At 49.5% G+C, this 24,294-nt stretch carries 22 protein-coding genes and 1 tRNA gene; 19 read left to right on the plus strand and 4 right to left on the minus strand.

The genetic code is table 11. The features are described 5' to 3' along the window. Positions 1-129: 129 nt before the first annotated feature. Positions 130-672 carry a sortase family protein gene (locus FYJ51_RS11700; protein WP_154505791.1) on the plus strand — a complete coding sequence of 181 codons (543 nt, stop codon included), beginning with the start codon at positions 130-132 and terminating at the stop codon, positions 670-672. On the opposite strand, the gene FYJ51_RS11705 is transcribed toward FYJ51_RS11700, so the two are convergent. Next, a complete protein-coding gene (locus tag FYJ51_RS11705) occupies positions 658-1,161 on the minus strand; it encodes a PTS sugar transporter subunit IIA (protein WP_154505792.1) in 504 nt (167 codons plus the stop codon). The two genes, FYJ51_RS11700 and FYJ51_RS11705, sit on opposite strands and share 15 nt — an antisense overlap. A 636-nt stretch (positions 1,162-1,797) precedes the next feature. Between FYJ51_RS11705 and FYJ51_RS11710 the strand changes: the two genes are divergently transcribed. The 14 genes from FYJ51_RS11710 to FYJ51_RS11775 all read left to right on the plus strand — a co-directional run bounded on the left by FYJ51_RS11710 (position 1,798) and on the right by FYJ51_RS11775 (position 18,196). Continuing rightward, positions 1,798-2,019, plus strand: a complete 222-nt coding sequence (locus FYJ51_RS11710) for a helix-turn-helix domain-containing protein (protein ID WP_205946318.1) — start codon at positions 1,798-1,800, stop codon at positions 2,017-2,019. Further along, positions 2,016-2,354 (plus strand): HipA N-terminal domain-containing protein, encoded by a 339-nt coding sequence (locus FYJ51_RS11715; RefSeq protein ID WP_328597274.1) that lies wholly within the window; start codon positions 2,016-2,018, stop codon positions 2,352-2,354. The genes FYJ51_RS11710 and FYJ51_RS11715 overlap by 4 nt, the downstream gene beginning before the upstream one ends. Beyond that, positions 2,351-3,319, plus strand: a complete 969-nt coding sequence (locus FYJ51_RS11720) for a type II toxin-antitoxin system HipA family toxin (RefSeq protein ID WP_154505793.1) — start codon at positions 2,351-2,353, stop codon at positions 3,317-3,319. The genes FYJ51_RS11715 and FYJ51_RS11720 overlap by 4 nt, the downstream gene beginning before the upstream one ends. 176 nt (positions 3,320-3,495) lie before the next feature. Further along, positions 3,496-4,191: a FadR/GntR family transcriptional regulator gene (locus FYJ51_RS11725; protein ID WP_154505794.1), complete on the plus strand. Its 696-nt coding sequence runs from the start codon at positions 3,496-3,498 to the stop codon at positions 4,189-4,191. Positions 4,192-4,325: 134 nt separating this feature from the next. Beyond that, complete coding sequence (locus FYJ51_RS11730; RefSeq protein WP_154505795.1) at positions 4,326-6,137, plus strand: collagen-binding domain-containing protein; 1,812 nt, start codon at positions 4,326-4,328, stop codon at positions 6,135-6,137. Between the two features lie 274 nt (positions 6,138-6,411). After that, positions 6,412-7,785, plus strand: coding sequence for an MATE family efflux transporter (locus tag FYJ51_RS11735; RefSeq protein ID WP_154505796.1), 1,374 nt, complete (start codon positions 6,412-6,414; stop codon positions 7,783-7,785). A gap of 55 nt (positions 7,786-7,840) precedes the next feature. Continuing rightward, a complete protein-coding gene (locus tag FYJ51_RS11740) occupies positions 7,841-8,335 on the plus strand; it encodes a nitroreductase family protein (RefSeq protein ID WP_154505797.1) in 495 nt (164 codons plus the stop codon). A gap of 120 nt (positions 8,336-8,455) precedes the next feature. Then, positions 8,456-10,861, plus strand: coding sequence for a GH36-type glycosyl hydrolase domain-containing protein (locus tag FYJ51_RS11745; protein WP_154505798.1), 2,406 nt, complete (start codon positions 8,456-8,458; stop codon positions 10,859-10,861). Position 10,862: 1 nt separating this feature from the next. Continuing rightward, complete coding sequence (locus FYJ51_RS11750) at positions 10,863-12,284, plus strand: phosphohexomutase domain-containing protein (protein ID WP_154505799.1); 1,422 nt, start codon at positions 10,863-10,865, stop codon at positions 12,282-12,284. A gap of 78 nt (positions 12,285-12,362) precedes the next feature. Further along, positions 12,363-14,072 carry a sensor histidine kinase gene (locus FYJ51_RS11755; RefSeq protein ID WP_205946319.1) on the plus strand — a complete coding sequence of 570 codons (1,710 nt, stop codon included), beginning with the start codon at positions 12,363-12,365 and terminating at the stop codon, positions 14,070-14,072. 153 nt (positions 14,073-14,225) lie between these two features. Then, the gene (locus tag FYJ51_RS11760) at positions 14,226-15,584 is read left to right on the plus strand and encodes an ABC transporter substrate-binding protein (protein WP_154505801.1); all 1,359 of its coding nucleotides are present in this window, start codon (positions 14,226-14,228) and stop codon (positions 15,582-15,584) included. Positions 15,585-15,703: 119 nt separating this feature from the next. Next, positions 15,704-16,588: a carbohydrate ABC transporter permease gene (locus tag FYJ51_RS11765; protein ID WP_154505802.1), complete on the plus strand. Its 885-nt coding sequence runs from the start codon at positions 15,704-15,706 to the stop codon at positions 16,586-16,588. A gap of 1 nt (position 16,589) precedes the next feature. Further along, complete coding sequence (locus tag FYJ51_RS11770) at positions 16,590-17,447, plus strand: carbohydrate ABC transporter permease (RefSeq protein ID WP_154505803.1); 858 nt, start codon at positions 16,590-16,592, stop codon at positions 17,445-17,447. A 20-nt stretch (positions 17,448-17,467) separates the two neighbouring features. After that, complete coding sequence (locus FYJ51_RS11775) at positions 17,468-18,196, plus strand: response regulator transcription factor (RefSeq protein WP_105304519.1); 729 nt, start codon at positions 17,468-17,470, stop codon at positions 18,194-18,196. 49 nt (positions 18,197-18,245) lie between these two features. Here the strand turns inward: FYJ51_RS11775 and FYJ51_RS11780 are convergent, their stop codons facing one another. After that, positions 18,246-19,049: an aldo/keto reductase gene (locus FYJ51_RS11780; protein WP_205946320.1), complete on the minus strand. Its 804-nt coding sequence runs from the start codon at positions 19,047-19,049 to the stop codon at positions 18,246-18,248. 142 nt (positions 19,050-19,191) lie between these two features. Between FYJ51_RS11780 and FYJ51_RS11785 the strand changes: the two genes are divergently transcribed. The 4 genes from FYJ51_RS11785 to FYJ51_RS11800 all read left to right on the plus strand — a co-directional run bounded on the left by FYJ51_RS11785 (position 19,192) and on the right by FYJ51_RS11800 (position 22,900). Then, complete coding sequence (locus FYJ51_RS11785) at positions 19,192-21,123, plus strand: hypothetical protein (RefSeq protein WP_135358223.1); 1,932 nt, start codon at positions 19,192-19,194, stop codon at positions 21,121-21,123. 51 nt (positions 21,124-21,174) lie between these two features. Then, positions 21,175-21,951: an SDR family NAD(P)-dependent oxidoreductase gene (locus FYJ51_RS11790; RefSeq protein ID WP_154505805.1), complete on the plus strand. Its 777-nt coding sequence runs from the start codon at positions 21,175-21,177 to the stop codon at positions 21,949-21,951. After that, entirely contained in the window at positions 21,948-22,787 is an 840-nt protein-coding gene (locus tag FYJ51_RS11795; protein ID WP_205946321.1) for an HAD family hydrolase, read from the plus strand. The genes FYJ51_RS11790 and FYJ51_RS11795 overlap by 4 nt, the downstream gene beginning before the upstream one ends. A 38-nt stretch (positions 22,788-22,825) precedes the next feature. Next, a tRNA-Gln gene (locus FYJ51_RS11800) sits at positions 22,826-22,900 on the plus strand. Between the two features lie 137 nt (positions 22,901-23,037). Here the strand turns inward: FYJ51_RS11800 and FYJ51_RS11805 are convergent. Both FYJ51_RS11805 and FYJ51_RS11810 read right to left on the minus strand, forming a co-directional pair. Continuing rightward, positions 23,038-24,015 carry an alpha/beta hydrolase family protein gene (locus tag FYJ51_RS11805; RefSeq protein WP_205946322.1) on the minus strand — a complete coding sequence of 326 codons (978 nt, stop codon included), beginning with the start codon at positions 24,013-24,015 and terminating at the stop codon, positions 23,038-23,040. Positions 24,016-24,184: 169 nt separating this feature from the next. After that, the coding region (locus FYJ51_RS11810; protein WP_205946323.1) for a transposase at positions 24,185-24,294 on the minus strand (110 nt) is incomplete at its 5' end.

The raw sequence follows: 24,294 nt of genomic DNA on the forward strand, positions 1-24,294 counted from the left end.
TACCTTGGTACATGTAACAGTGATGTAATTTGTTGGTGCTTCGAACCGCCGGACGCCGAACGGCTTCTCCGGTGGTGTGAGAGGAAAAAAGATGAGAGCTCACGCTCTCATCCTCCTACTCGATTGACTATGAAGAAACGTACAGATATCCTGATTCCCATAGGAGCTGCGGCAGTGCTTGCAGCATTGGCACTGACTATATACCTTGGCTTTCAGAGACAGAACTGGATCAGAAAAGGAGAACAGCTTGCGGATGCGGTATATGCAGCTCTTCCGGAACAGACGGAACCAGGAATTGCTGATGGAGACGGAGAAGTACTGCCGGTACAGGAAATTAATGAAACCGACTGCGTCGGAATGCTTTCGTTTCCGGAATATGAAAAGAAATGGGCTGTTGGCAGCCCATATACCGATATCAATCTCTGCCCGGTGATCGTTGCTGGTTCTCCGAAGGGAAAAGACATGGTAATCAATGGCAGCAGACGCTCTGATCAGTTCGGATTCCTGGAGTCTGTGGAGACGGATGATCTGATTGTGTTTGAAGACTTAAATGGCGATGTCTGGACCTATCAGGTCACCGACACCGCCGATACGGAACTGGATGATGATTTATGGGATCTAGCGATCTCCAGCAGCAATTCTACAATCTATGCAGTCTTAGCCCAGAACTGAATCGCCGCGCTTGACTGTCTTCGGCTTGGAGAACGTCATCGGGTGATCCGCACCGTTCGTGCAGATCAGCATCGTGCTCATATCATACTTAGCACCGAGCTTCTTCAGATTGACTTCTACAATCGGCTCTCCTGCTTTTACTGTGTCTCCCTGCTTCTTTGCGCAGAGCTTGAAGCCATCGCCCTTTGCTTCCACGGTATTGATGCCGCAGTGAACCAGAAGTTCTGTTCCGTTCGCCATCGTGACACCGAAGGCATGACCAGTAGGGAATAGTACTGAGAGTACTCCGTTTGCTGGTGCGCAGAGTGTTACCTTATCTCCGCTGTAATGGAAGGCAACACCGTCGCCCATCATCTTCTGAGCAAATACTTCGTCTTTAACCGTTGTGATATCAATCAGTTCTCCATCTGCAGGTGCGATGACCGCATCATCAGAAACCTCGATCGGAGCCAGTGTCTCTTTCTTCTTGAATGCATCAAATAAACCCATGATCGTTCTCCTTCTTCTATGCAATATTTATACCACCAGAACTGGTATTTTCCGATTTCTTTTTCAGAAAACCGTACGGAGATTCAGTTTTGTAAATGAAGTGCCTGAGCCTTGATCTGATTCATATTTCTGTTCAGATGACCCGACCTTTTTTCCGCTCTGGCGCTGCACTTTCTTATGGTTAAGTGTTTCATTCTGTGAATATCGTTCAGTATTCTCAGAACATGCATGAATTCGTTCAGAAATGTTACAAATGGTAAGTGAAATGTGGTATTGTACCAGAGGATCAAGTGCAGAAAATAGAAAAAACAGATTCTGCACAAGCTTCTCTCTTAGAAATAAGGGACTGATCAGAGGAATGGTTGGTCCAATGTCCAAGAGCGAAGCAGACTGGAATACCTACCCCAATTCCAGTCTGCAAAGCTCACTTTACCTCTGAAGTGAATAGAGCCGGTCATCAGATCGGTTTTTCTTTTCGTATTCTTTCCTTATCGGGTTTATAAGGAAAGCAGAAATATTATTATTTTATATTCGAACGGATATAAAATAATAAATAATAGCAATACTATACTAGAACGGATATAATATTTGAAAATAACAATAAAATATATTCGAACGGATATAAATGAGGCTGATATGAAGAAACTGAATCCTATTGCAAAATATGTCAAAGAAAACAGAAGAAAACTTGGTATGACACAGGAAGAATTTGCAATCCGGTCCGGTCTCGGGCTGAGTTTTGTAAGAGATCTGGAGCAGGGAAAAGAAACCGTACGCATGGATAAGGTAAACCAGGCCTTGGCTATGTTCAGTATGCAGGCGGTGCCAGGAAAAATGGATCGGGGTGATGAAGAGTGACAGACAAGATGGTAAGGAGTGCAAAGGTATATGTGCAGGATCAGCTGGCAGGAACCATCACTGAGACAGAAGATGGAGAATATATCTTTGCATATGATGATGTCTATCTGTGCTCTGGCGGACCGGCAGTCAGTCTGACTCTTCCGGTTCGCTCTGAACCATATCGTTCCAGAGTCCTTATGCCGTTCTTTGATGGCCTGATCCCTGAAGGATGGATGCTGGAACAGATCATCCATAACTGGAAGCTTGATCGAAGAGATCGGTTCGGCATCCTTCTGAGTGCATGCAGAGATTGTATAGGTGATGTATCAATTATTCCGGAGGTGCAGAAATGAAGTGTCTCTATTGCGGGAAAGAGATTCATGATGATGCTTCTGAGGAAGAGAAGAAAACGCAATGGCATAAACAATGCGTGCATGCATTCTTCGGCATGGAACATCTTCCGAATATTGATATCTCGGAGCAGAACCTGGAAGAAATGGTCAGAAAGAGCACAGGAAAAGGAACTACTGTTACAGGAGTACAGAAGAAGCTCTCTCTTCACTATGATCCTGATTCCATGCGTCTGACCTTGATCGGAGAACCTGCGGGATACATCCTCAAGCCTGGCTCAGAGCAATATCCATATATCTGCGAATATGAGGATGCTGGCATGAGGATCTGCGAGGCTGCTGGAATACGGACTGTTCATCATGCGCTGATCATCACAGATCAGTCGTATGCATATATCACCAGAAGAGCTGATCGGATCATTTCTGAGGATGGAACTGCCTATCAGAAACTTGCGATGGAGGACTTCTGCCAGCTGTCCGGAAGATTGACAGAAAATAAATACCAAGGCTCTGCAGAGAGCTGCGGTAAAGTGATTCGCCGCTATTCTTCTCGTTACGGAACTGATCTTTCAGAGTTCTTCATGCGGCTGATCATGTCTTTTATGATCGGCAATTCTGATATGCATAATAAGAACTATTCTCTGATTGAAACAGAACCAGGGAACAGAACTTATGTTCTTTCCCCTGCATATGATCTTCTCCCGGTTAATCTGATTCTTGCGGAGGACCAGGAAGAATCTGCTTTAACAGTCAATGGAAAAAAGAGGAATCTTCATCGCAATGATTTTCTGAAGTGCGCAGAAGGAGCAGGTCTGAATCGGAAGGCGGCAGAAAAGATGATCGACATGCTCTGCAGCAGAAAAGAGGCTTACTTGAAAGCTGCACAGGAGTCGTTTCTTCCAGCTGCAGAGCAGGACAAGCTGATCAGTCTGATAGAAGAAAGAATCAGCCGGCTGATTGCACATTGAAGAACATGAAATAAGAACCTGATCTGATCGGAGAAGATTGCTGAAGGCAATTGAAACTTCTGAAAAATCCAGTTAAAAGATAGGCTCAATCTGAAGCGTCTCAAACTTTATCTTCGAATTCTGATTGAAAGAAACCTGAATTTGTCCTACCATTTAATCAGAAAGCAGGTATTGTAATGACATCTAAGAAGACGCTGGCGGAGAAGACTGCGGAAGCCATCAAGGCGATGATCCAGAAGGATCATTATGAGCCTGGACAGAAGCTGCCGACTGAAAAAGAGCTTTGTGAGATGCTCAATGTGGGGAGAAATACTCTCAGAGAAGCTGAACGGATTCTTCAGTCTCATAATATCGTTACAATCCGTCAGGGTTCCGGAACCTATATCTCAGAGAAATATGGCGTAGCAGATGATCCGTTCGGGTTTGATATGTATCCGGATCATAATCGTCTGACCGGTGATATTCTTGAAGTTCTGGCATTCATGGAACCTGAGATCGTGGCAATTGCCGCAGAGAAGCGTGATCAGCATGATATTGAACGCATGGAAGACTGTCTGAATCAGATGGCTCAGAAAGTCGATCAGGGATTATCCTGCATCGATGAAGAATGCGAGTTCTACAGGCTGATTGCTGACTCCAGTCATAATATTGTTATGGAGCGCATGACTCCATTGCTTACCCAGGGAATCCGCTTCTTTGCTTCAACATTGCAGCAGAAGGACTTCCTCTATGCAACCCGCAACTACCGTCAGGTACTGAGCGGCATCAAGCATCAGAAAGCAGTAGATGCAAAACTGACGATGTCATACCATCTCCTGTTCTTAAGAAGGCAGTATCTGGAGCTTCTGCAGAGAGCCAGTATTGATTACTGATCAAAGTCTCCTGGATTTCCCGGGAGATTTTTTTGACGTTTTTCTTCAAAATTTGACTCCTCTTGTCCGGATCGGGAAAGAGCCTGGAAAGGAATGACCATTCATCCTATTCTCAATCTGGAACGAGGGGTAATATGAATAATCATTTCAGAAAAGCAGTCTGCAGTATGCTTGTATTCCTGATCGTGGCAGGAATGAACAGAACTGTCCGGGCAGAAGAAAGCACGTATACCTTTGAAGGAGATGGCGGGAGATATGATCTCGGCTATATCCTGGAACACTACAATGTTTTCGTTTCCGGTGACTATGATGGCACTCATGTTGTCGGACCGGTGATCTGCGGCGGAAACTTCAAGAACTATTTCGGCGGTCTTTCTTATGGACAGGTCAATGGTTTTCCGCATGAGGTTCCTTCCTGGTTCGGCAATGAAACAGCAAGTGCCAACTTCAATACCTACAGTGATGTCACGACTTATGTGGGAAGCCATGTAGATATGAGCAAGCACTGGAAGCTCGGAGCTGATGGCGCTGTCCATAATGAACAGGTGAAAGTATCAAACAGCTATGTGGACTTTTCCAGAATGGAAGATCTGAAGAAACAGGCAGCATCTTTAGGAACAGATGCAGATCGGACGATCACTCAGGCAGATCTGCAGAATGGTCAGACCCTTACCCTGGAAACCGGTCACACCTACAGGATCGAACCAGGAATCAGTCTGAAAGGATATTCCATCCAGGTATCAGGAAATGCTTCGGAAGACCTGATCCTCGAATCTGATGCATCAGGCACTGTCTATCTTCCTACCTTTGTGCTCAATTCAGATGGCAATCAATTCGGCAGTATTGAGAATCAGAAATCCGGAGCGGGAATCGTATTTGCATTTCCGAATGCTTCTGAAGTAACGAATGAAGGATACGGACAGGCCATCACAGGACATATCGTAGCGCCATTCGCGCATGTCAGTCTTAGCGGAGGAAATTATAACGGCTGCATTATTGCAGCATCTGTCACAACCAATTCTGAGGGTCACATGTGGTCCTATCACGGAAAGAAGCTTCTGCCTACACCAACTCCAGAAGTAACACCAGTACCTAGTGCAACACCAGCGCCAACATCTACTCCAGAGGTAACCCCAGTTCCAAGTTCCACACCTGAGCCAACTGCTACTCBGGAAGTAACTCCGGTTCCGAGTGATACACCAGCACCGACAGCAACTCCAGAGGTAACCCCAGTTCCGAGTGCAACGCCGGAACCAACAGCTACCCCGGAAGTGACTCCAGTTCCTAGTGCCACACCTGAGCCAACTGCTACACCGGAGGTAACCCCAGTACCTAGTGCAACACCAGCACCAACAGCTACACCTGAAGTGACACCAGTTCCGAGCGCAACGCCGGAGCCAACAGCTACCCCGGAAGTGACTCCAGTTCCTAGTGCCACACCTGAGCCAACTGCTACACCGGAGGTACCCCCAGTACCTAGTGCAACACCAGCACCGACCGCTACTCCGGAGGTAACTCCAGTACCGAGCGATACACCAGAGCCAACTGCTACACCGGAGGTAACGCCTGTACCTACTGAAACCCCAGCACCAACTGCTACTCCAGAGGTGACACCAGTTCCGAGTGTAACCCCGGAACCGACCGCTACCCCAGAGGTCACACCGGTACCAAGCGCCACACCCACACCAACCGCTACTCCTGATGTAACTCCAGCACCTTCCTCAACTCCAGTCCCTAGTCCGACGCCGAAGACAACTCCAGTACCGTCTTCTCCTGCCGAGAAGCCGGTAACTCCGAATACGTCTTCTGGTTCTTATATCGTGACTGCTCAGGGAAGATCTTATACTCCGAATACTGCGGATCATTCAGGGATTGCAGAAAATGCAGTGCGTCTGATCGGATCCCTGGTGATTGCCGGATGGGCATGGAAGTCTCTGAAGCGATAATTGCTGTTTCACAATTCTGATAACTGACAGTTTCAATTGGCCAGACATCTTTCTCAGCATTCTGCCTGAGGGGTTCATCTCCTTTCCTCCGGCATGCATGCAGAGGGAGAGTGTCTGGCTTTTCTTTGCGGGATGTTAAATTTTTCGGTGCTGAAAGTTAATTCTTTGTCAGATGGCTGAAATGTAATAGTCCTTGGTCTGAAATGGTGAGTTTTGATCTTTACAAGGAAAGGGATGCTTCTATAATAATTCAGCGTGCAAGGGGGAATGCGGAATGACAACTACTCTTACAGAAGGAAAACCGTTTCCTCTCATTATGAAATTCATGCTGCCGCTGCTGTTCGGAAATCTGTTCCAGCAGGCTTACAACATGGCAGATACAGCGATTGTAGGACAGACGTTAGGAGCAGATGCGCTGGCTGCAGTCGGCGTATCGAGTTCCGTGCAGTTTCTGGTTCTAGGTTTCTGCATCGGTATTGCCTGCGGCTTCGCAATTCCGATTGCGACCGAATACGGGGCTGACCGCAAGAGCGAGATGCGCCGGTATGTATATCACGGAGCAGTGATCACTGCGATCTTCGCAGTTGTATTGACGGTGGTATGTGCATTGCTCTGCAATGCGATCATCACGATGCTGAAGGCACCGGCAGAGATCTTTGATGACAGCTACCGGTATCTCTTCATCATCTTCTTAGGAATTCCATGTACGCTGCTTTATAACTACGTGAGTGCGATTCTTCGGGCAATCGGAGATTCCAGGACACCATTCCTGTTTCTGGCCTTCAGTTCTGTACTGAATATCTTCCTGGATTTCTTCTGCATTCTGGTATTGAAGTGGGGAGTCGGCGGAGCAGCGTTTGCAACGATCTTCTCACAGGGATTGTCTGGCATTCTTTGCCTGCTGGTAATCCTGAAGAAATACGAAGTGCTGCACATTCAGAAAGAAGAGCGGACGTTTGATAAGTATCATGCGATGAAGATGCTGAATATGGGCGTTCCGATGGGTCTGCAGTATTCCATTACCGCCATTGGCTGCATGGTGATGCAGACAGCAAATAACAGTCTTGGTACGGTGTATGTATCCGGGTTTGCGGCGGGTTCGAAGATCAATACTATGATGCAGTGCCCGTTTGATGCGCTGGCAACTGCGGTATGCACATTTGCCTCGCAGAATTATGGCTATGGCGATGCGACGCGGATCCGTCAAGGGTTCGTGGTCGGCGCCGCAGCTGCCATCGTGTGGGGAATCGCGAGCGGCATATTGATGGAGCTGTTTGCTCCGGATTTCGTATCGATCTTCGTATCGGCAGATAATGAAGCCGTCATTGCGGCAGGTGCGCAGTATCTCAGGACGATCTCGAAGTTCTTTGTGGTGCTCGGATTCCTGAATGTGTTCCGCTACAGCACCCAGGGACTCGGCTGGTCGAGAAGGGCAATTCTTTCTGGTGTATTTGAGATGATTGCCCGGATCCTTGTCAGCATGATTCTGGTTCCGAAGTATGGCTATACCGCGGTATGCTTTGCAGATCCTGCCGCCTGGATTGCAGCAGATCTCTATATTCTTCCGACCTGCCGGCTGGCTTATCTCAATGCGGTGAAGGTCATTGAAGAAGAAAAGCGTGCCCGTAGTCAGATGAAGCTGGCATGATGCTTATGAAGAAATTCTGTTTCTGCTAAGATAAAAACAGAAACGGAGAAATGATATGAACAGCATTTTCCATCGCGTCAGCATCCGGAAGTATCAGGAAAAACCAGTTGAGGAAGAAAAGATCGAACTGCTTCTGAAAGCAGGAATGCAGGCACCGAGTGCCTGCAATCAGCAGCCCTGGGAGTTCTATGTCGTTACAGACAAGGAGACGATTCAGAAGCTTTCTGTGAGCACGCCTTATGCGGGTGCCGCAAAGGGAGCTATGCTGGTCATGGTTCCGTGTGTTCGGAAGAATGGGCTGATGGCTCCTTCGCTTGGCGAAGTGGATCTTGCGATCTGCACGGAGAACATCCTGCTGGAGGCGGATGAGCTTGGGCTCGGGGCAGTCATGATGGCAGTTGCTCCGGACAAAGAGCGCATGGATGCAGTCCGCAAGGTCTGTGATATTCCTTCCGAACTGGATCCGTTCTGTCTGATTCCGATCGGGTATCCGGCAGAAGGGCATCCTCAGCAGGACAGATACGATACCTCCAGAATTCATCGGATTTAGAAACCGCGAGATGCGGTTTTTCTGATGGATAAGATTCCGCAAAAATTGACAATCTGAGTCATGGCCTCTCTGCAAGGGCTTTCCTAGAATAAGCTTGAAGAAATCCTTTCGGAGGGAATCATGCAATACGGACATTTTGATCATCAGAAGCAGGAGTATGTGATCGACCGGGTCGATCTGCCGGAGTCCTGGACGAACTATCTGGGCACAGAGGAGATGGCGGCAGTCATCAATCATACAGCTGGCGGATATCTGTTTTACAAGTCGCCGGAATATCATAGGATCACCCGATTCCGGGCTAATGGAGTGCCGATGGACCGGCCGGGATACTATATCTACCTGAGAGATGCAGAGAGCGGAGATTACTGGAGCATTTCCTGGCAGCCGGTCGGCAAGGATCTGCGCAAAGCAAAGTACCGGTGCCGGCATGGGCTTTCCTATTCCGTCTATGAATGTGATTATGACTCAATCTCAGCCAGTGAGAAGCTGAGCATTCCGATCGGAGAAAAAGCCCTGGTCTGGGATGTGAAGATCACGAACCATGATCTTCGTACCAGAGTGATCGACGTGTTCTCGTATGCGGAGTTTTCGTTTCATCAGATTCCGATCGACAATCAGAACTTCCAGATGAGCCTTTACTGTGCTGGTTCTTCTTATCAGAATGGAACAATTCTCTACGACTTGTTCTATGAAGAAGAGGGATATCAGTACTTCACTTCCAACTTCCAGCCGACTGGCTATGACTGCGTCAGAGATCAGTTCCTCGGAACCTATCATACCGAGACAGATCCGATTGCAGTGCAGAAGGGAAGATGCTCGGGAAGCATGGAGCTTGGCGGGAATCATTGTGCTTCGCTGCAGAAGAAGCTGATTCTGTTACCTGGACAGACGGTGAGACTGCTGTATTTCCTTGGCGAAGGAGGTCTTTCTGAAGCAGAAGCGATCAAGGAGAAGTATCAGGACCCTTCCGTTCTGGATCATGCTTATGAAGAACTGCATCAGTTCTGGAAGAAGAGACAGGATACCTTTGCACTAAAGTGCCCGGATGAAGGCATGAATACGATGCTCAATACGTGGACGCTGTATCAGGCATCGATCAATGTGATGTTCTCCAGGTTTGCGTCCTTCATTGAAGTAGGCGGAAGAACCGGACTCGGATACCGGGATACGGCTCAGGATGCGATGACCGTGATCGCTGCTGATCCGGAAGGGTGCAGGAAACGGATTGTTCAGCTGTTACGAGCTTTGACGAAGAAGGGATATGGAATTCATCTCTTTGAACCGAGATGGTTTGAGCCGGAAACGGAAAAGCCGAAGAAGAAGCCCTTCAAGAGTCCTACGGTGATTCCTGAAAGCAAGGCAGCAGATCATGTCCATGGATTGGACGATGCGTGTGCAGATGATGCTCTGTGGCTGGTTCCCACCATTGCTGAATATGTCAAGGAGACCGGAGAGTTCGGATTCCTGGATGAGATTTACGGATACGCAGACGGCGGCAGCGGCACGGTCTATGAGCATCTGAAGAAGATCATTGACTTCTCTTCGGAAGAAGTCGGCACACATGGAATCTGCAGAGGATTGCGGGCCGACTGGAATGACTGTCTGAATCTCGGGAAAGGAGAGTCTGCGCTGGTGTCGTTCCTGCTTGTTCAGGCAGTGAACTGCTTTCTTGAAATTGCTTTGTATGAGAATCAGGCAGCGGATGTCAGACACTATACAGATCTGTTGATTTCATTGAAGAAGACATGCAATGACGTGCTCTGGGACAGACACTGGTATCTGCGCGGGTTCACGGAGAACGGAAGACCGATCGGAACGGAAGCGTCTGAAGAAGGAAAGATTCATCTGGAGTCCAATGCCTGGGCAGTATTATCCGGAGCTGCTGAGAAAGACCGGGCACAAGAGGCGATGGAGTCGGTGCATCAGTATCTGGCTACTCCGTATGGCATCCTGCTCAATGCGCCTGCTTATACGAAGCCGGATGATGAAGTGGGATTTATCACCAGGGTCTATCCTGGTCTGAAAGAGAACAGTTCGATCTTCTCACATTCCAATCCATGGGTATGGGCAGCAGAGTGTGTGCTGGGTCATGGCGATCGGGCTATGGAGTATTACCATGCGTTAACGCCTTATTACCAGAATGATCAGATTGAAGTGAGATGGGCAGAGCCATACAGCTACTGTCAGTTTGTATCCGGCAAAGCCCATTCCACCTATGGCAGAGCCCATCATCCGTTCATGACCGGCAGCGGCGGCTGGGCATATTATGCGGCGACGCATTACATGCTCGGAATCCGTCCGGATTTCCGGGAACTGAAGATCGATCCGTGCATTCCGGAAAGCTGGGATGGATTTGAAGTCAGCAGGATCTGGAAAAATGCAGAATACCGGATCACCGTGAAGAATCCGGAACATGTTTCTCATGGTGTGAAGAAGATTCTGGTAGATGGACAGGAAACAGATGCAGTAGCAGAAGAAGCACCTGGTTCCGTGCATCAGGTCATTGTGATCATGGGGAGGGACTAGCATGATTCATTTCGGAACAGGCGGCTGGCGTGCAGTCATCGGAGATGGGTTCACCAAAGAGAATCTGCAGATCTTAGCAGCGGGCATGGCAGACAAGATGAAGGCAGAACATCAGGAGAGGGCAGGAATGATCATCGGCTATGATCGCAGATTTCTGTCAAAGGAAGCGATGCAGTGGATGGCAGAGGTCTTTGCGGCAAGAGGAATTCATACCAAGCTGATGCTGCATTCGTGTCCGACGCCGTTAGTGATGTATTGCGTGCAGAACTGGAATCTGCCATATGGCATGATGGTCACGGCAAGTCATAATCCGGCCATCTACAATGGCGTGAAGATCTTCACTGCCGGAGGCAGAGACGCAGATCTGGAAACCACCTCTGATATTGAATCCTATCTCAGCAAAGTAAAGCTGCCGGTGAAGACCATCGAGTATGAAGAAGGAGTCCGTGAGGAGCTGATAGATGTGATCTGGCCGATCAATGAATACCTCGATTCGATCCTGGCAGATATCAATACGGAAGCGATCCGGAAGGCAGATCTGCATATTGTCCTGGATCCGATGTACGGGGTCAGCGAGACGAGCATCAGAACCATTCTGATCACTGCTCGCTGCGAAGTGGATACGATCCATGGCAGACACGATCCGCTCTTCGGAGGACACCTGCCGGCACCGAATGCAGAAGCGATGAAGACGCTCGGGACTTATGTGGCGCAGCATCATTATGATCTCGGCGTTGCGACAGATGGAGATGCGGATCGGATCGGCGTCACGGATGACCATGGAACATATCTGAGTCCGAATGATATCCTGGTGCTGCTGTACTGGTATCTCGTGAAATACCGGGGCATGCATGGACCGTGTGTGAGAAATCTCTGCACGACGCATCGGCTGGACCGGCTGGCTGAATCGTTCGGAGAACAGTGCTATGAAGTGCCGGTGGGCTTCAAGTGGGTGTCCGCTAAGATGGAAGAAACGCATGCGATCATCGGCGGCGAGTCTTCCGGAGGAATGGCGATCACCGGCAGAATCCGCGGAAAAGACGGAGTCTATGCGGCGACACTGCTTACGGAGATGCTGGCGGTGACTGGAAAGAAGATGTCAGAGATCAAGAAAGAAGTCGATGAGCTGACTGGAACGGCATATATGGCAGAGCACAGCTACCGCTTCCGCTCGGAGCAGAAAGCAGAGTTCCAGCATAGGATCATGAAGGCCCATGAGATTCCGCAGATGCCGGAGGAGATCGATCATGTATCATATCTCGATGGCTGCAAGCTCTATTTCCGCAATGGCGGATGGGTATCAGCGAGGTTCAGCGGAACAGAACCATTGCTCAGAGTATTTGCTGAGATGAAGGAACAATCAGAAGCCGAACAGATCTGCATGATCTACCGGGATTTTCTGAACCTTTCCGAAGAAGAATGAGATTAGGCCATGCATGAAGCACTCATGCATGGCTTGATTGCATTTCTGAGGGGAAGGATAATAGGGAAGAGAGGGACCATGAAACGAAAGCGCAGATCATTGAAATGGTCGATGCTGAACACGATCATCACCAGCTGGCTGCTGCCGATTATCGTCATCACGCTGATTATCAGCGTTTTTGTCGAGGCCAGGCTCTCGGAACAGATGAATCGGACCGTAAGCACGACGATGGAGAAAGCAGCGGAGATCTGCAATCTCCGGCTGAACGACTGCATCACGCAATCCAAGGAGATTTCCTATAACAGCCAGCTAAGGGAAATCTATCAGAGATGGAAGGAAACCGGGAATCGCGCTGACCTCTATGCGGATGTCAGCGTGCTGCTGGAAGAGAAGTACAAGTTCAACCAGGATTATCTGATGACTGGTCTTTATTTCACGGAGGATCCGGATACGGTTTATTTCACTGGCAATCAGAGTCTGAGGTCTTCGAGAAATTATTATGATAAGGTGTCGAAGAAGCACATTCTGGAAGAAGCAGAATCCATCGATACCAGAACCGTGCTGGTGGCAGATGGCATGCATGTATATCTGGTCAGAAATATCATGGACCGCAGCTTTCAGCCGTATGCCGTGCTGTTCATGGATCTGAACCGCGACCGGATCTTCGAATCGCTGAGAGCAGTATGGCAGTATGAAAGCTTTGCGGTTTACAGCAAAGATACGCTCCTTGCTGCAGCCAAGGAGGCAGAAGAGACAATGCCTTCTGACCTGATTCAGGATGGACAGGTCCATGTCCGGAACTGGAATGAGGTTTATATCTCTTCCGATATCGCTGATCATCCGATTGTGTATATCGTGAAGTTTGATCGCAATGCCGTTGCTGAAGAGAGCCGGACGCCGCTGGTGCTCTTTGCGATGCTGCTGCTGTTTCTGATTCCGCTGATCATCCGCATGTTCCGGTTCTTTCAGAAGCGGGTCCAGGAGCCGGTGGAGGAGCTTGCGGCTGCTTCGCAGGAAATCCAGAACGGAAAGTATGGCGTTGTCGTGAAGGTCCATGAGAATAACGGAGAAATCACGGATCTGGATCAGAATTTTAATGCGATGTCCAGGCAGCTCAAGGATGCGTTCGAGCGGATCTACGGGGAAGAGATCGCGCTCAGAGATGCGAATATCCATGCGCTGCAGTCCCAGATCAATCCGCATTTCCTGAATAATACGCTGGAGATCATCAACTGGGAAGCACGCATGGCAGGCAATGACAAGGTGTCAGAGATGATTGAGGCGCTTTCGACGATGATGAGTGCGACTGCAGATCGGGACCGGAAGCCCCTCATTCCGCTGTCGGAAGAGATGTCATATGTGGATGCGTATCTGTATATCATTCAATGCAGGTTCGGAGATGCATTCACGTGCACGATATCTGTTCCGGAGGAAATCGGAAATTATCTTGTTCCGCGGCTGATCATTCAGCCGGTGATTGAGAATGCGGTCGAACATGGAAGAGATGAAAGCGGAAGAGGAAGAGTATCGCTGACCATTGAAGGCGGCGAGAATGAGCAGGCAGATCTTCTGATCACGATTCTCAATAAAGGTGAGCCTTCCAAGGAAGATATGGAGAAGATCCGGATTCTGCTGAGTGATGATGATACCGAGCTTACGCATGCAAGCCATATCGGTATCAGGAATGTGAACCGGAGACTGAAGATGATCTATGGCGAAGAGAGCGGATTGACGATCGGACCGGATGGACATGGCAATACCAGGTCTGCAATATTTATCAAAAAATGACAATCTGTGCAATTCTAAAAGAAAGCGCTTTCGAGTAAGCTGAAGTCAGTAATCGGAAGTATTGCGCAGTGCTTCCAGGGAACCGGATATCTTCTGATCAGAGACAGTATGGTTCTGAAATTACGAGAAGGAAAGAAAGGCTTGGGATAAATAATGAAACGGTTTCTTACTGGAATTCTTGCCGCATCGATGATTGCGGGACTGGCTGGCTGCGGATCAGATACCGCAGATGCTGGCAGCAGCACTTCTGCTTCTCCAGCAGCTTCTGCAGCAGGCAGCGTGGAGCTTACGGTATGCACGACATTTGCCGGTGAAGATGGCAATGCCCAGAACTTCAGAAATGCAGTCTCTGCCTGGGAGAGCGAGACGGGCAATACGGTCACGGATACTTCTGCGACCTCGGATGAGACGTTCAAGACCAGAGTTGTCACGGACTTCGAGACTGGCTCAGAGCCGGATGTCCTGTTCTTCTTCAATGGTTCTGACAGCAATGATTTCGTTAAGGCAGGCAAAGTGGTTTCTATCGATGATATCCGGGCAGAGTATCCGGACTATGCATCGAACATGAATGATGATCTGATCGCTGCTTCGCCAGCCGATGGCAAGAAGTATGCAGTTCCGGTCAATGGCTATTGGGAAGCGTTATTCGTGAATACGAAGATTCTCGAAGATGCTGGCGTGGAAGTGCCAGGAGCAGATACGACCTGGGAGGAATTCCTGGATGACTGCGAGAAGATCAAGAATGCCGGCTATACGCCGATTGCAGCAGCGCTTGGCAACATTCCCCATTATTGGTGGGAATACAGCATCTTCAATCATGAGTCTCCGGAGAATCATCTTGAGATCCCGCAGTCTGCAGACGATGAGATCGGCCAGGACTGGGTGGCTGGTCTTGGCGATATCAAGGATGCCTATGAGAGAGGCTATTTCCCGGAAAATACGCTGAGTGCAACCGATGATGAGACGTTCGCGATGTTCACGGACGGCAAGGCTGCCTTCCTGCTCGATGGTTCCTGGAAAGTAGGTGGCATCATCTCTGCATGCCAGAGTGATCCGGAGGATGAGACGACTCTGGATCAGGATAAGCTGGATCAGTTCAGTGTCACTTATGTGCCTGGCAATGGCGACCGCAAGGCAACGGATCTGATCGGCGGGCTTTCGATGGGCTACTACATCACGAAGAAGGCATGGGACGATCCGGCAAAGCGGGATGCGGCAGTCAGCTTCGTGGAATATATGACCAGCGATGATGTGGTCCCGGTGTTTGCACAGCATACTGCAACTGCTCTGAAGAATGCTCCGAAGACAGATCTTTCGAACTTCAAGTCTCTGCAGGTCAAGGCAATGGATATGATGAGCGGCGTGACTTCTCTGACGGGAGCAGTGCAGGATCTCTTCAATGGCGACTGCAGAGTCTCAACATTTGATGGCATGCCGGAAATCGTCACAGGCAGAAAGGATATTGCAGAAGCAGTCCAGGAAGGCCTGGATACGTATTACGCAGCTCAGTAAGCTGCATCAACAAGCGGATTCCTCCCTGTCCTTCCTGTTCATAGGACAGGGAGCTTCCTCCTGAACTGGCCGGCTTCTTTCAAGAATTGCCGGTCTTCCTTTTTCTCAAGGAGCTGATCATGTCTAATATCTATCGAAATAAGAAAATACTTCCGTTTTTCCTGCTGCCTGCGTTTCTGTTCATGGCAGTATATCTCTACTATCCGTTCTTCATGAATATCATCAGCAGCTTCCAGAATATCCGGGTGCTCGGCGAGGCAGGCGGAAACTGGAACAGCCCATGGTATGCAAACTATGCGGAAATGGTTCATGATCCCGTTGTCGGGATTGCACTGAAGAATACCGGCATCATGATTCTGGTCACGATTGCCGGCCAGGTCGGACTGGCTCTGGTGCTGGCATTGATGGTGGACAACATCCACCGCGGCACGCAGTTCTTCCGCACAGTCTATTTCTTCCCGATTGTCATCAGTGCAACTGCCTTAGGACTTCTGTTCAACCTGATCTTCCTCTATGACAAGGGCATGGTCAACCAGTTCCGGGAACTGCTCGGGGCGACAGCGCTTGTCGACTGGAAAGATGAATCGCATGCGCTAGTCACGATGATGCTGCCGGTGATGTGGCAGTATGTCGGATTCTACTTCGTGATTCTCGAGACCGGACTGAATAACATCGATCAGGAACTGTATGAGTCGGCAATGATTGATGGCGCAACGAGATGGCAGCGCGTGAAATACATCAGCATTCCGATGATCCGCAATGTTCTATGCACATGCCTCATCCTGGCAGTGACTGGTGCCTTGAAGGTGTTCGATCTTCCGTGGACGATGTTTCCCAAGGGCATGCCGCTGAAGACGACTTTCCTGACTGGCACGTATATGTACTATCAGACCATGGAAGCCAAGAACGTGGACTATGGTTCTGCGCTGGCAGTGCTGATCGTCGTGCTTGGCATCGTGCTTTCACAAGTCGCAGGAAAGCTGTTCCGGCAGAGGGAGGACTAGCATGAAACGTTCAAGACGAGACGATACCCCGAGATGGGTATATATTCCCCTGGTCTTTTGGGCATTGACGACGATCTATCCGATCTTCTGGGTTGTGGAGAACAGCTTCAAGGCAAAGGACAAGATTCTTTCTGAATCGTTCCGTATGCCGATCGGCGATCTGTTCACACTTGCTAATTACCGCAAAGCTTTCAAGAATCTGGATATCTTCGGTGCCTACCGCAACAGCATCTTCATTTCCGGAATCACAGCCGTGGCTGTCACGATCATTGCCGGATTAGCTGCGTATGCACTGACCCGGTATGAATTCAAGGGAAAGAAGTTCCTTTACAACCTGGTCGTGGCCGGCATGATGTTTCCGGTATTTGCGACGATCATTCCGGTCTTCCGTATGGAGGCTTCCTGGGGAATCACGAATACGAGCAGCTGGGGCCTCACGATGCTGTCGATCATCCTGCCGCAGATTGCCGGCAATCTGAGCTTTGCGATTATCGTTCTGATGGGCTATATCAAGGGCTTGCCGGTAGAGCTGGAAGAGGCGGCGTATCTGGAAGGCGCAAGTACCTGGAGGATTTTCTTCCGGATCATCGTGCCGCTTTCCAAGCCGAGTTTTGTGACAGTTGCGATCTTCTCGTTTCTCTGGTCTTACAATGATCTGTTCACGCAGATGTTCTTCCTCAGAAGGCCGGAGATGAGAGCGATCACGAGACTGCTGAATGAGCTGACGTCCCAGGAAGGAACGAACTACGGCCTGATGGCAAGTGCAGTGACGCTGGTGGTCATTCCGGTGATCATCGTGTATATCTGTCTGCAGAAGTATATTATCAAAGGCATGACAGCAGGGGCTCTGAAGGGATAGAATAAGTACAGAGATTTCATATGTATAAAGTAGTGATTGTCGATGATGAACCGGTGATCGTCGAAGGACTTCGGCGCATGGTTGACTGGAAGTCTTTTGATTGCGAAGTAGCGGGGACTGCGTATTCCGGTTCTTCGGGAATGGAACTGATTCAGAAGACAGATCCGGACATCCTGTTCTCGGATATCCGGATGGCGAACATCGATGGACTGACCATGATTGCCGGCCTGAAATCAGAACATGCCGACATGGAGATCGCCATTCTGACCGGGTACCGGGATTTTGAGTATGCTAGAAAAGCAATTCAGCTCGGGGTGAGAAGATATCTGCTCAAGCCGAGCAAGATGGATGAGATCAATGAAGCAATCACCGCCATGACCGCTGCCTTGAAAGAACATCCGAGAGAGAAGAAGCAGGAGCCTGCTGCGGCAAAGTCGTTCCTGGTGAACAATGCCCTGAAATACATGGAGGGACACTATATGGAACATATTCACCTGGCGGATGTGGCAGAACAGGTTTATATCAGTCCATGCTATCTGAGCAAGCTGCTGAACAGCGAGCTTCATGAGACGTTCTCGGATCTGCTCAACCGGATCCGCATGGAACATGCCAGAGAGCTGATGAAAGATCCTGCGCTGCTGCTGACGGATATCAGCCGGCAGGTAGGCATTGAAGACCTTGCCCAGTTCTCAAGGGTTTTCCGCAAGAGCGAAGGAATGTCTCCTTCTGAATACCGGAATTTACTCTGACTGCCTTCGGGCAGTTTTTTCTTATAGAAAAGCCATCCTATAGGATGGCTCATACGCCGTAGTCTTTCATGACATCGAGATACTTGAGTTCCGGTTCACTGAAGCGGAAACTTTCTTCCTTGACTTCATTGAATGGAACGCTGATGGTCAGAGCATCTGCTTTCTGGCGCACATACTGGGTCACGATATCAAGCGGATCGGTGTGATATTTTTCGGCGAAGATATGAATCTCGGTGGAATCCAGGACTTGACGAATCTTTTTCGGGAGATAGGCAACGGTGCAGAAGTTATGTTCCTTATTGGCCTTCACGCTTGCGGTGCTCGGGTAGCCTGGATAGATCGGAACCAGGCTTACCATCGGAACAATCTCGGTGCGCTGCAGGAGGTATTCGATCTGCCATGGCTGGAAGTCCAGGATGCCGATGGAATGGGCATTGCCATTCTTATATACGGTTTCCAGCGCCGACCAGGCAGTATCAGCCTTTGTGTTATCAGGATCATCTTTGGAAGTCCCGCCGCACCATCCCATGAGCAGCAGGTCTACATAATCGCTGGCCAGACGTTTCAGGCTGACTTCAACGGCCCGCACCGCAGCGTCGTGATTTGCTTCGCCGCCAGGAATCTCATCGGTCAGAAATAGTTCGTTTCGCGGAATTCCGCTGTCGGCGATGGCAGCAGCGATCTGTTTCTCGACGCCGAAATCAGCAGAAGTATCGATATGTCTGCCGCCGCACTGCAGGTGATGCAGAACGGCATCATGAGCAGTACCGGCAGTCAGACCATAGGTATCAAACGCAAGGCTTGGCATTTCGATGCCGTTATGCAGGCGGATCATTTCATTGAATTTGGGCATGGAGCTAAATGTCCTCCGGGAATTATTATACTCCAGAAACCGGTGTCCGAAGGAGCAGGCAGAAAACATTCAGTCATGGTAAGATTTGAGAAAGGCTGAATTCCTGCTGATGGCTGAAAGCAGGAGGAGAGGAGATATGATTATGAGCAAACCGATTACTGATAACTTGTATCTGGAACTTCTTTCGGCGGTCAGAATTCAGCTTAATGACCATGATCCGAGAGAAGTCATTCCGGCTTTTCAGAAGCTGATTCAAATGAGGTTTTCTGCTGATGAGGCACACCGGATTCTGATGCTGCATCTGCTGAATTCCATTAGTGAAGAGGTAGAAGACGAGTCGGTCAATTCGCTGCAGCTGTACCGGAATGAGCTGCGCAGAATTGCAAAAGGTTATTATTCCGCTCAGGATCTGAAGGAGCAGCTGGAGCAGATTTCTGCAGCATCCTCGGGGGAAGCATATGCGGAAGGTGAGCTGCTGAACAGTTTTCTCTTGTATTACTTAGGCGAAGATTATCAGCCTGACAATCCGCATGAAGGGGCGGGAAGGTATCTTGCGCTTTCTGAAGAGGAGCGGCTTGAGGCAGTTTCGACGCTGGCTCATCTGGGTTCTGAAGATGATTCTGAGCTTGAACATGCCTGGGATCTGATTGATCTTCTGCGGGATGATCTGGTCCTGACGGGTCATAATCAGGAACTTGCAGAGTTTTCACGCATGGTGCTGGATGAATTCGAGGAAAAAGAACTTCTGGAACCTGAAGATCGGGCTGATCTCATGACTTCAGAAGGCGAGGGACTGTTACGGTCCGGAAATCCGAAGGAAGCTGAGACGATTCTGGTCAGAGTTCCTTTTGTTGAGGATGATGTGGAGCTGATGACTGTGCTGATTCATGATCTGGTTCAGATCGGGACAGACCAGGCAAAGAAACGGGCGGAAAAAATCCTGGACAAGGTTATCGGAGATTATTCAGATTATATCGAAGATGAGCCTGAGTTAGCTGAGAGTCTGCTGGATTCTGCCAGGAGACTGAATTGCCCGGAACACATCCTTGATTTCCTGGAATCGGTCCCTGAGCTCGATCCTGAGGAGGGTTCTGACCTTTCCGATCTCATCAGCAAGACCTTGATGAATCATTCCATCCTGGCGCTGAGAGATATGCTGATAGAGGGGCTGGAAACAAATCCGGTTCCGGAAGCGGAAGAAGCACTGAAGGATTTCCGGGAACGCGGGTTTTCTGAAGAGCAGAGCAGACTGCTGATCGCCCTGGGCTTTCTGATCCGTGCTCAGCAGAAGACAGATCACAATGAACCTGTGGAAGGATCCGACCTGATGGCGGAGCTGCCGCAGGCAATGAATGACCTGATGGATCTGGATGATGAGGCGCTGAAAGCGCTTCTGGAGGAGATGAGTTTCAGCGGTCTCAGTGAGAGGATCATGACGCTGGAACATCTGCTGATGCAGAACCGGAGCGAAGAAGCAGTTTCTTATTACGAAGCTCATGAAGAAGAGCTCTTTGCGGAGCTGACTGAGTATATCCAGGAAGAACAGATGGATTATGGACAGCTATGTGAAGCATATACTGAGAAGGGAATCTGCTTCGGTGAGACGATCTTTGCATTGCTGGATGCCTTGTCTGAACAGAATCAGGAAGAAAAGGCACTGAAGCTGCTGGAACAGCTGAAGCAGACGATAGAGATCACGGATCCGGATGATCAGGATATGTACCTGAGATATGAGATCCTGCTGAATGATGAGCTGGACCAGACCCAGAAAGCAGATCACCTGCTGGAAGGATGGCAGAAGATGCGCATGAACTGCACGGTTCAGCGGACAATTTTGGATCTTCTGATGCGAAGAAATCAGAAGATGGATGCCAAGCGGGCTGCAGATCAGTTCATGAAAGGACCGATTGCAGATGATGATCTTTCGGCGGGCGATCTTCTGAAATCGATCCGGAAAGTCTATCTGGCCGTGAATAACAAGAAGCTTGCAAAAGCTGCCGAGAAGAAGTACCGGGAGCTTGGATATGAGGAAGAAGATCTGGAGGATGATCCGGAATTCAGATTCTATAACTGACGGAGAATCGGGCACTGCCCGATTTTCTGTTCTGGTGCTATTCTAATCGATATGACAGAACGGATTGCACTTGTGACCGGGGCTTCCAGCGGTCTCGGAAAAGAGTTTGTGATGCAGCTGGACAGAGAAAAAGACATTGACACATTCTGGGTGATTGCCAGAAGAGAAGAATTGCTGAAGGAACTGGCCGAGCATTGCACGAAGCCGGTGAAGGCCATTGCGATGGATCTGACTGCAGAAGGATCCATGGAAAAGCTTGAAGCGATGCTGAAGGAAGAACAGCCGGTGATTACGTGGATGATTGCGGCTGCCGGTCTTGGGAAGATCGGAAGAATCCGCGATCAGTCCAGAAGGNATGATGATCTCATGATTTCGCTGAACTGCCAGGCGGCAGTCGATGTGACGAAGATCTCTCTTCCGTATCTGAAGAAGGGGTCGCATGTCGTTGAGATTTCCAGCATTGCGGCATTTCAGCCGATGCCTTCGTTTGCGGTTTACGGGGCTTCCAAGGCATTTCTGCAGAGTTATACGAAAGCATTGCATTATGAACTGATCGGAACCGGGATTCATGTGACGTGCATCTGCCCCTACTGGGTCAAGGACACGGAGTTCATGAAGACGGCAGATCCATGCAGTCAGGCAAAGTACTACCGGCATCAGCCGCTCAAGAGCACCAGTGCATCAGTAGTGAAGCAGTCGATCAGGGCTGCGAAGATGAATCTCTGGGTATGGACGCCAGGCATCGTGACGACGGCAGATCGTTTCTTTGCGAAGTTCGTGCCACATTGCATCATGACGCCGATCATGGATCTCTGGAGCAGGCTATGAATCGGAAGATGATCTTTCTCGATATCGACAGCACGCTGTATTCCCATAAGACCTGGAGTATACCGCATTCTGCTTCCGAAGCATGCCGGCGGGCTAAGGATCAGGGGCATATTCTCTTTCTCTGCTCTGGCAGATCGCCATTGCAGACCGGAGAGTTCCGGAGGCTGGACTGGATCAAGGGCCAGGTATGCTGTGACGGGGCTTATGCCGAGGCGGAAGGAAAAGTGATTTTCCGTCATCCTCTGGAAGACGGAAGTGCTGCCTATCTGAATGAACTTGCCGAAGCGTGCAGAGCGAATCTTTCGATGCATGGGCTCGATGAGAATTTCACCAATACCGGCGGACTGGCGTTCTATCGGGAATGGTTTGCCGAACTTGCCATACAATGGAAGAAACTCGGAAGAAAAGGAGAGCTGCCGAAGCTGCCTCAGCTTTATGAGAAGGCGTATCAAGGACAGCCGATCTATATGGTCGATGTCTTCTTCCGGAAAGACAGCGATCGGGATTCGTTTGTGAAGGGACTTGAAGGAAGATACAGCTGGGCAGGGATGCTGTCGACGGCAGAGGATTCGCTGATGGGCGGAGAAATTACTGCACCGGGAATTCATAAAGGAACCGGCATGCTGAAAGCTGCAGCGTATTATGGCATTTCTCAGGCTGATACGATTGCCTTCGGGGATTCTGCAAATGATACAGAGATGCTGAAGACAGCAGGGGTCGGAATTGCGATGGGCAATGGTGCCGCAGCTGCCAAGGAGGCTGCTGACTGGGTTACGGATGATATTGAGGAAGATGGGCTTGCCCATGCATTCATGAAGCTTGGCCTGAACGGCTGACATCAGGAGGGCTCTTGTTGTAAAATAAACAAGGCCATTGGGGTGTAGCCAAGAGGTAAGGCAAGGGACTTTGACTCCCTCATGCGCGAGTTCGAACCTCGCCACCCCAGCCATGAGAAACCGATACCCGATTCTGAGAAAGAATCGGGTTTTTGAATGCATCTGGCTCAATAGACGGGAAGTTCACACAAGGCCAGAGAAAACAGCAGCATTTCTGCTGCTGAATAGGATCAGTATGAATTGAGGCCTTCTAGTTCAGATTTGCTGCAAAGAAGTCGGCAGTATTTTCTACAACGATTCGTTTGACGTATGCAGGGCCGCCATAGAATCCATAGGAGTGCCCGTCTTCCGGAGTCTTGACGACTTCAGCACCGAGCTTGTCAGCGACACCCTGGCTGACCGAAGGAGAAACTGCAGTATCATCGACCGCGTAGATGACCATGGAAGGTCCGCGGTACGCAGAAGCTGCCGCATCGGTGAGGTCATTGAAGGTCTTTGCCTCGAGGTCTTTGAAGAATTGAACGCCGAGGTGCTGTACCTGGCCATAGATCGTTGTGAATTCGACCCATTGATCTGGAGATGCTTCCGCATCTGCTTTCAGGGTTTCCCAGTTGTCTGAACCGCCGAACAGATTCTTCAGATCTTCTGTATCAGCTGCAGGTGCGAGCATGACTGCTGCCGAGAATGAGTAGTCCGGATCTGCCAGCATTTCCAGGGCGATTCTTCCGCCCATGGAATAACCGAAGATTCCGTAATCAGAAGTGCTGACCGGATAATTGTCTTCCAGGTAGGAGATGGCACTCTTCGTATCACTGATCATATTGGTCATGTTGTTTTCGCTGAAGTCTTCGGTGGAATCGCCACAGCCTGGATAATCAACCCGGATTGTAGCGATGCCCTGTTCTGCAAGTGCTTCGGCAATCTCATCGAAGCCTCCGTTTTCATGCCGGCTTCCGCCATGGCCATGGCAGAGCACCACAAACGGAACATCAGAGGCATCTGCAGGCATGACGACGGTTCCCGGAATCTTCGCGCCGCGCGTTGAATCAACCTGGACATCCATGACCTGGATTTCAGAGCTCGCTGATGGTTCTGCAGATTCTGCGGGTTCTGCAGAAGGAACAGCAGATGGTGATGGCGAAGGAGATGCTGCAGCTGAAGAGCTGCTGCATCCGCTCAGCGGAAACAGGATCATTGATGTGATGATAAAAACAGATAATTTCTTCATTATTTTTCCTCCTTGTGCCGGAATGAATCCGGCTGCTATCTCTAACATAATCAGAAACGGCTTCCATGGGAAGAGATAAAAACGATCCTGAATCATGAGTCAGAAAAAAAGCTTCACAAAATGTCATTCGGTAGAAGCCACGCCCCTTTACAGGGCGGTTTTACGTTGTTTAGCCCTGATTCTCAATATAGTGTTCAATGGTTTCCTGAGATACCTGTCCTATCGATGCAGCAAAATAGCCATCTGACCATAACGTTTTTTCTTTCCAGTAATGTTTTT

It is taken from the genome of Stecheria intestinalis, assembly GCF_009696165.1.
Taxonomy (GTDB): Bacteria; Bacillota_I; Bacilli_A; order Erysipelotrichales; family Erysipelotrichaceae; genus Bulleidia; species Bulleidia intestinalis.

What these genes read in the sequence shown, in the direction of transcription:
- FYJ51_RS11700 (WP_154505791.1), top strand. Translation starts at nt 130, where the DNA reads ATGAAGAAACGTACAGATATCCTGATTCCCATAGGAGCTGCGGCAGTG.
- FYJ51_RS11705 (WP_154505792.1), bottom strand. Translation starts at nt 1,161, where the DNA reads ATGGGTTTATTTGATGCATTCAAGAAGAAAGAGACACTGGCTCCGATC.
- FYJ51_RS11710 (WP_205946318.1), top strand. Translation starts at nt 1,798, where the DNA reads ATGAAGAAACTGAATCCTATTGCAAAATATGTCAAAGAAAACAGAAGA.
- FYJ51_RS11720 (WP_154505793.1), top strand. Translation starts at nt 2,351, where the DNA reads ATGAAGTGTCTCTATTGCGGGAAAGAGATTCATGATGATGCTTCTGAG.
- FYJ51_RS11725 (WP_154505794.1), top strand. Translation starts at nt 3,496, where the DNA reads ATGACATCTAAGAAGACGCTGGCGGAGAAGACTGCGGAAGCCATCAAG.
- FYJ51_RS11735 (WP_154505796.1), top strand. Translation starts at nt 6,412, where the DNA reads ATGACAACTACTCTTACAGAAGGAAAACCGTTTCCTCTCATTATGAAA.
- FYJ51_RS11740 (WP_154505797.1), top strand. Translation starts at nt 7,841, where the DNA reads ATGAACAGCATTTTCCATCGCGTCAGCATCCGGAAGTATCAGGAAAAA.
- FYJ51_RS11745 (WP_154505798.1), top strand. Translation starts at nt 8,456, where the DNA reads ATGCAATACGGACATTTTGATCATCAGAAGCAGGAGTATGTGATCGAC.
- FYJ51_RS11750 (WP_154505799.1), top strand. Translation starts at nt 10,863, where the DNA reads ATGATTCATTTCGGAACAGGCGGCTGGCGTGCAGTCATCGGAGATGGG.
- FYJ51_RS11755 (WP_205946319.1), top strand. Translation starts at nt 12,363, where the DNA reads ATGAAACGAAAGCGCAGATCATTGAAATGGTCGATGCTGAACACGATC.
- FYJ51_RS11760 (WP_154505801.1), top strand. Translation starts at nt 14,226, where the DNA reads ATGAAACGGTTTCTTACTGGAATTCTTGCCGCATCGATGATTGCGGGA.
- FYJ51_RS11765 (WP_154505802.1), top strand. Translation starts at nt 15,704, where the DNA reads ATGTCTAATATCTATCGAAATAAGAAAATACTTCCGTTTTTCCTGCTG.
- FYJ51_RS11770 (WP_154505803.1), top strand. Translation starts at nt 16,590, where the DNA reads ATGAAACGTTCAAGACGAGACGATACCCCGAGATGGGTATATATTCCC.
- FYJ51_RS11775 (WP_105304519.1), top strand. Translation starts at nt 17,468, where the DNA reads ATGTATAAAGTAGTGATTGTCGATGATGAACCGGTGATCGTCGAAGGA.
- FYJ51_RS11780 (WP_205946320.1), bottom strand. Translation starts at nt 19,049, where the DNA reads ATGCCCAAATTCAATGAAATGATCCGCCTGCATAACGGCATCGAAATG.
- FYJ51_RS11785 (WP_135358223.1), top strand. Translation starts at nt 19,192, where the DNA reads ATGAGCAAACCGATTACTGATAACTTGTATCTGGAACTTCTTTCGGCG.
- FYJ51_RS11795 (WP_205946321.1), top strand. Translation starts at nt 21,948, where the DNA reads ATGAATCGGAAGATGATCTTTCTCGATATCGACAGCACGCTGTATTCC.
- FYJ51_RS11805 (WP_205946322.1), bottom strand. Translation starts at nt 24,015, where the DNA reads ATGAAGAAATTATCTGTTTTTATCATCACATCAATGATCCTGTTTCCG.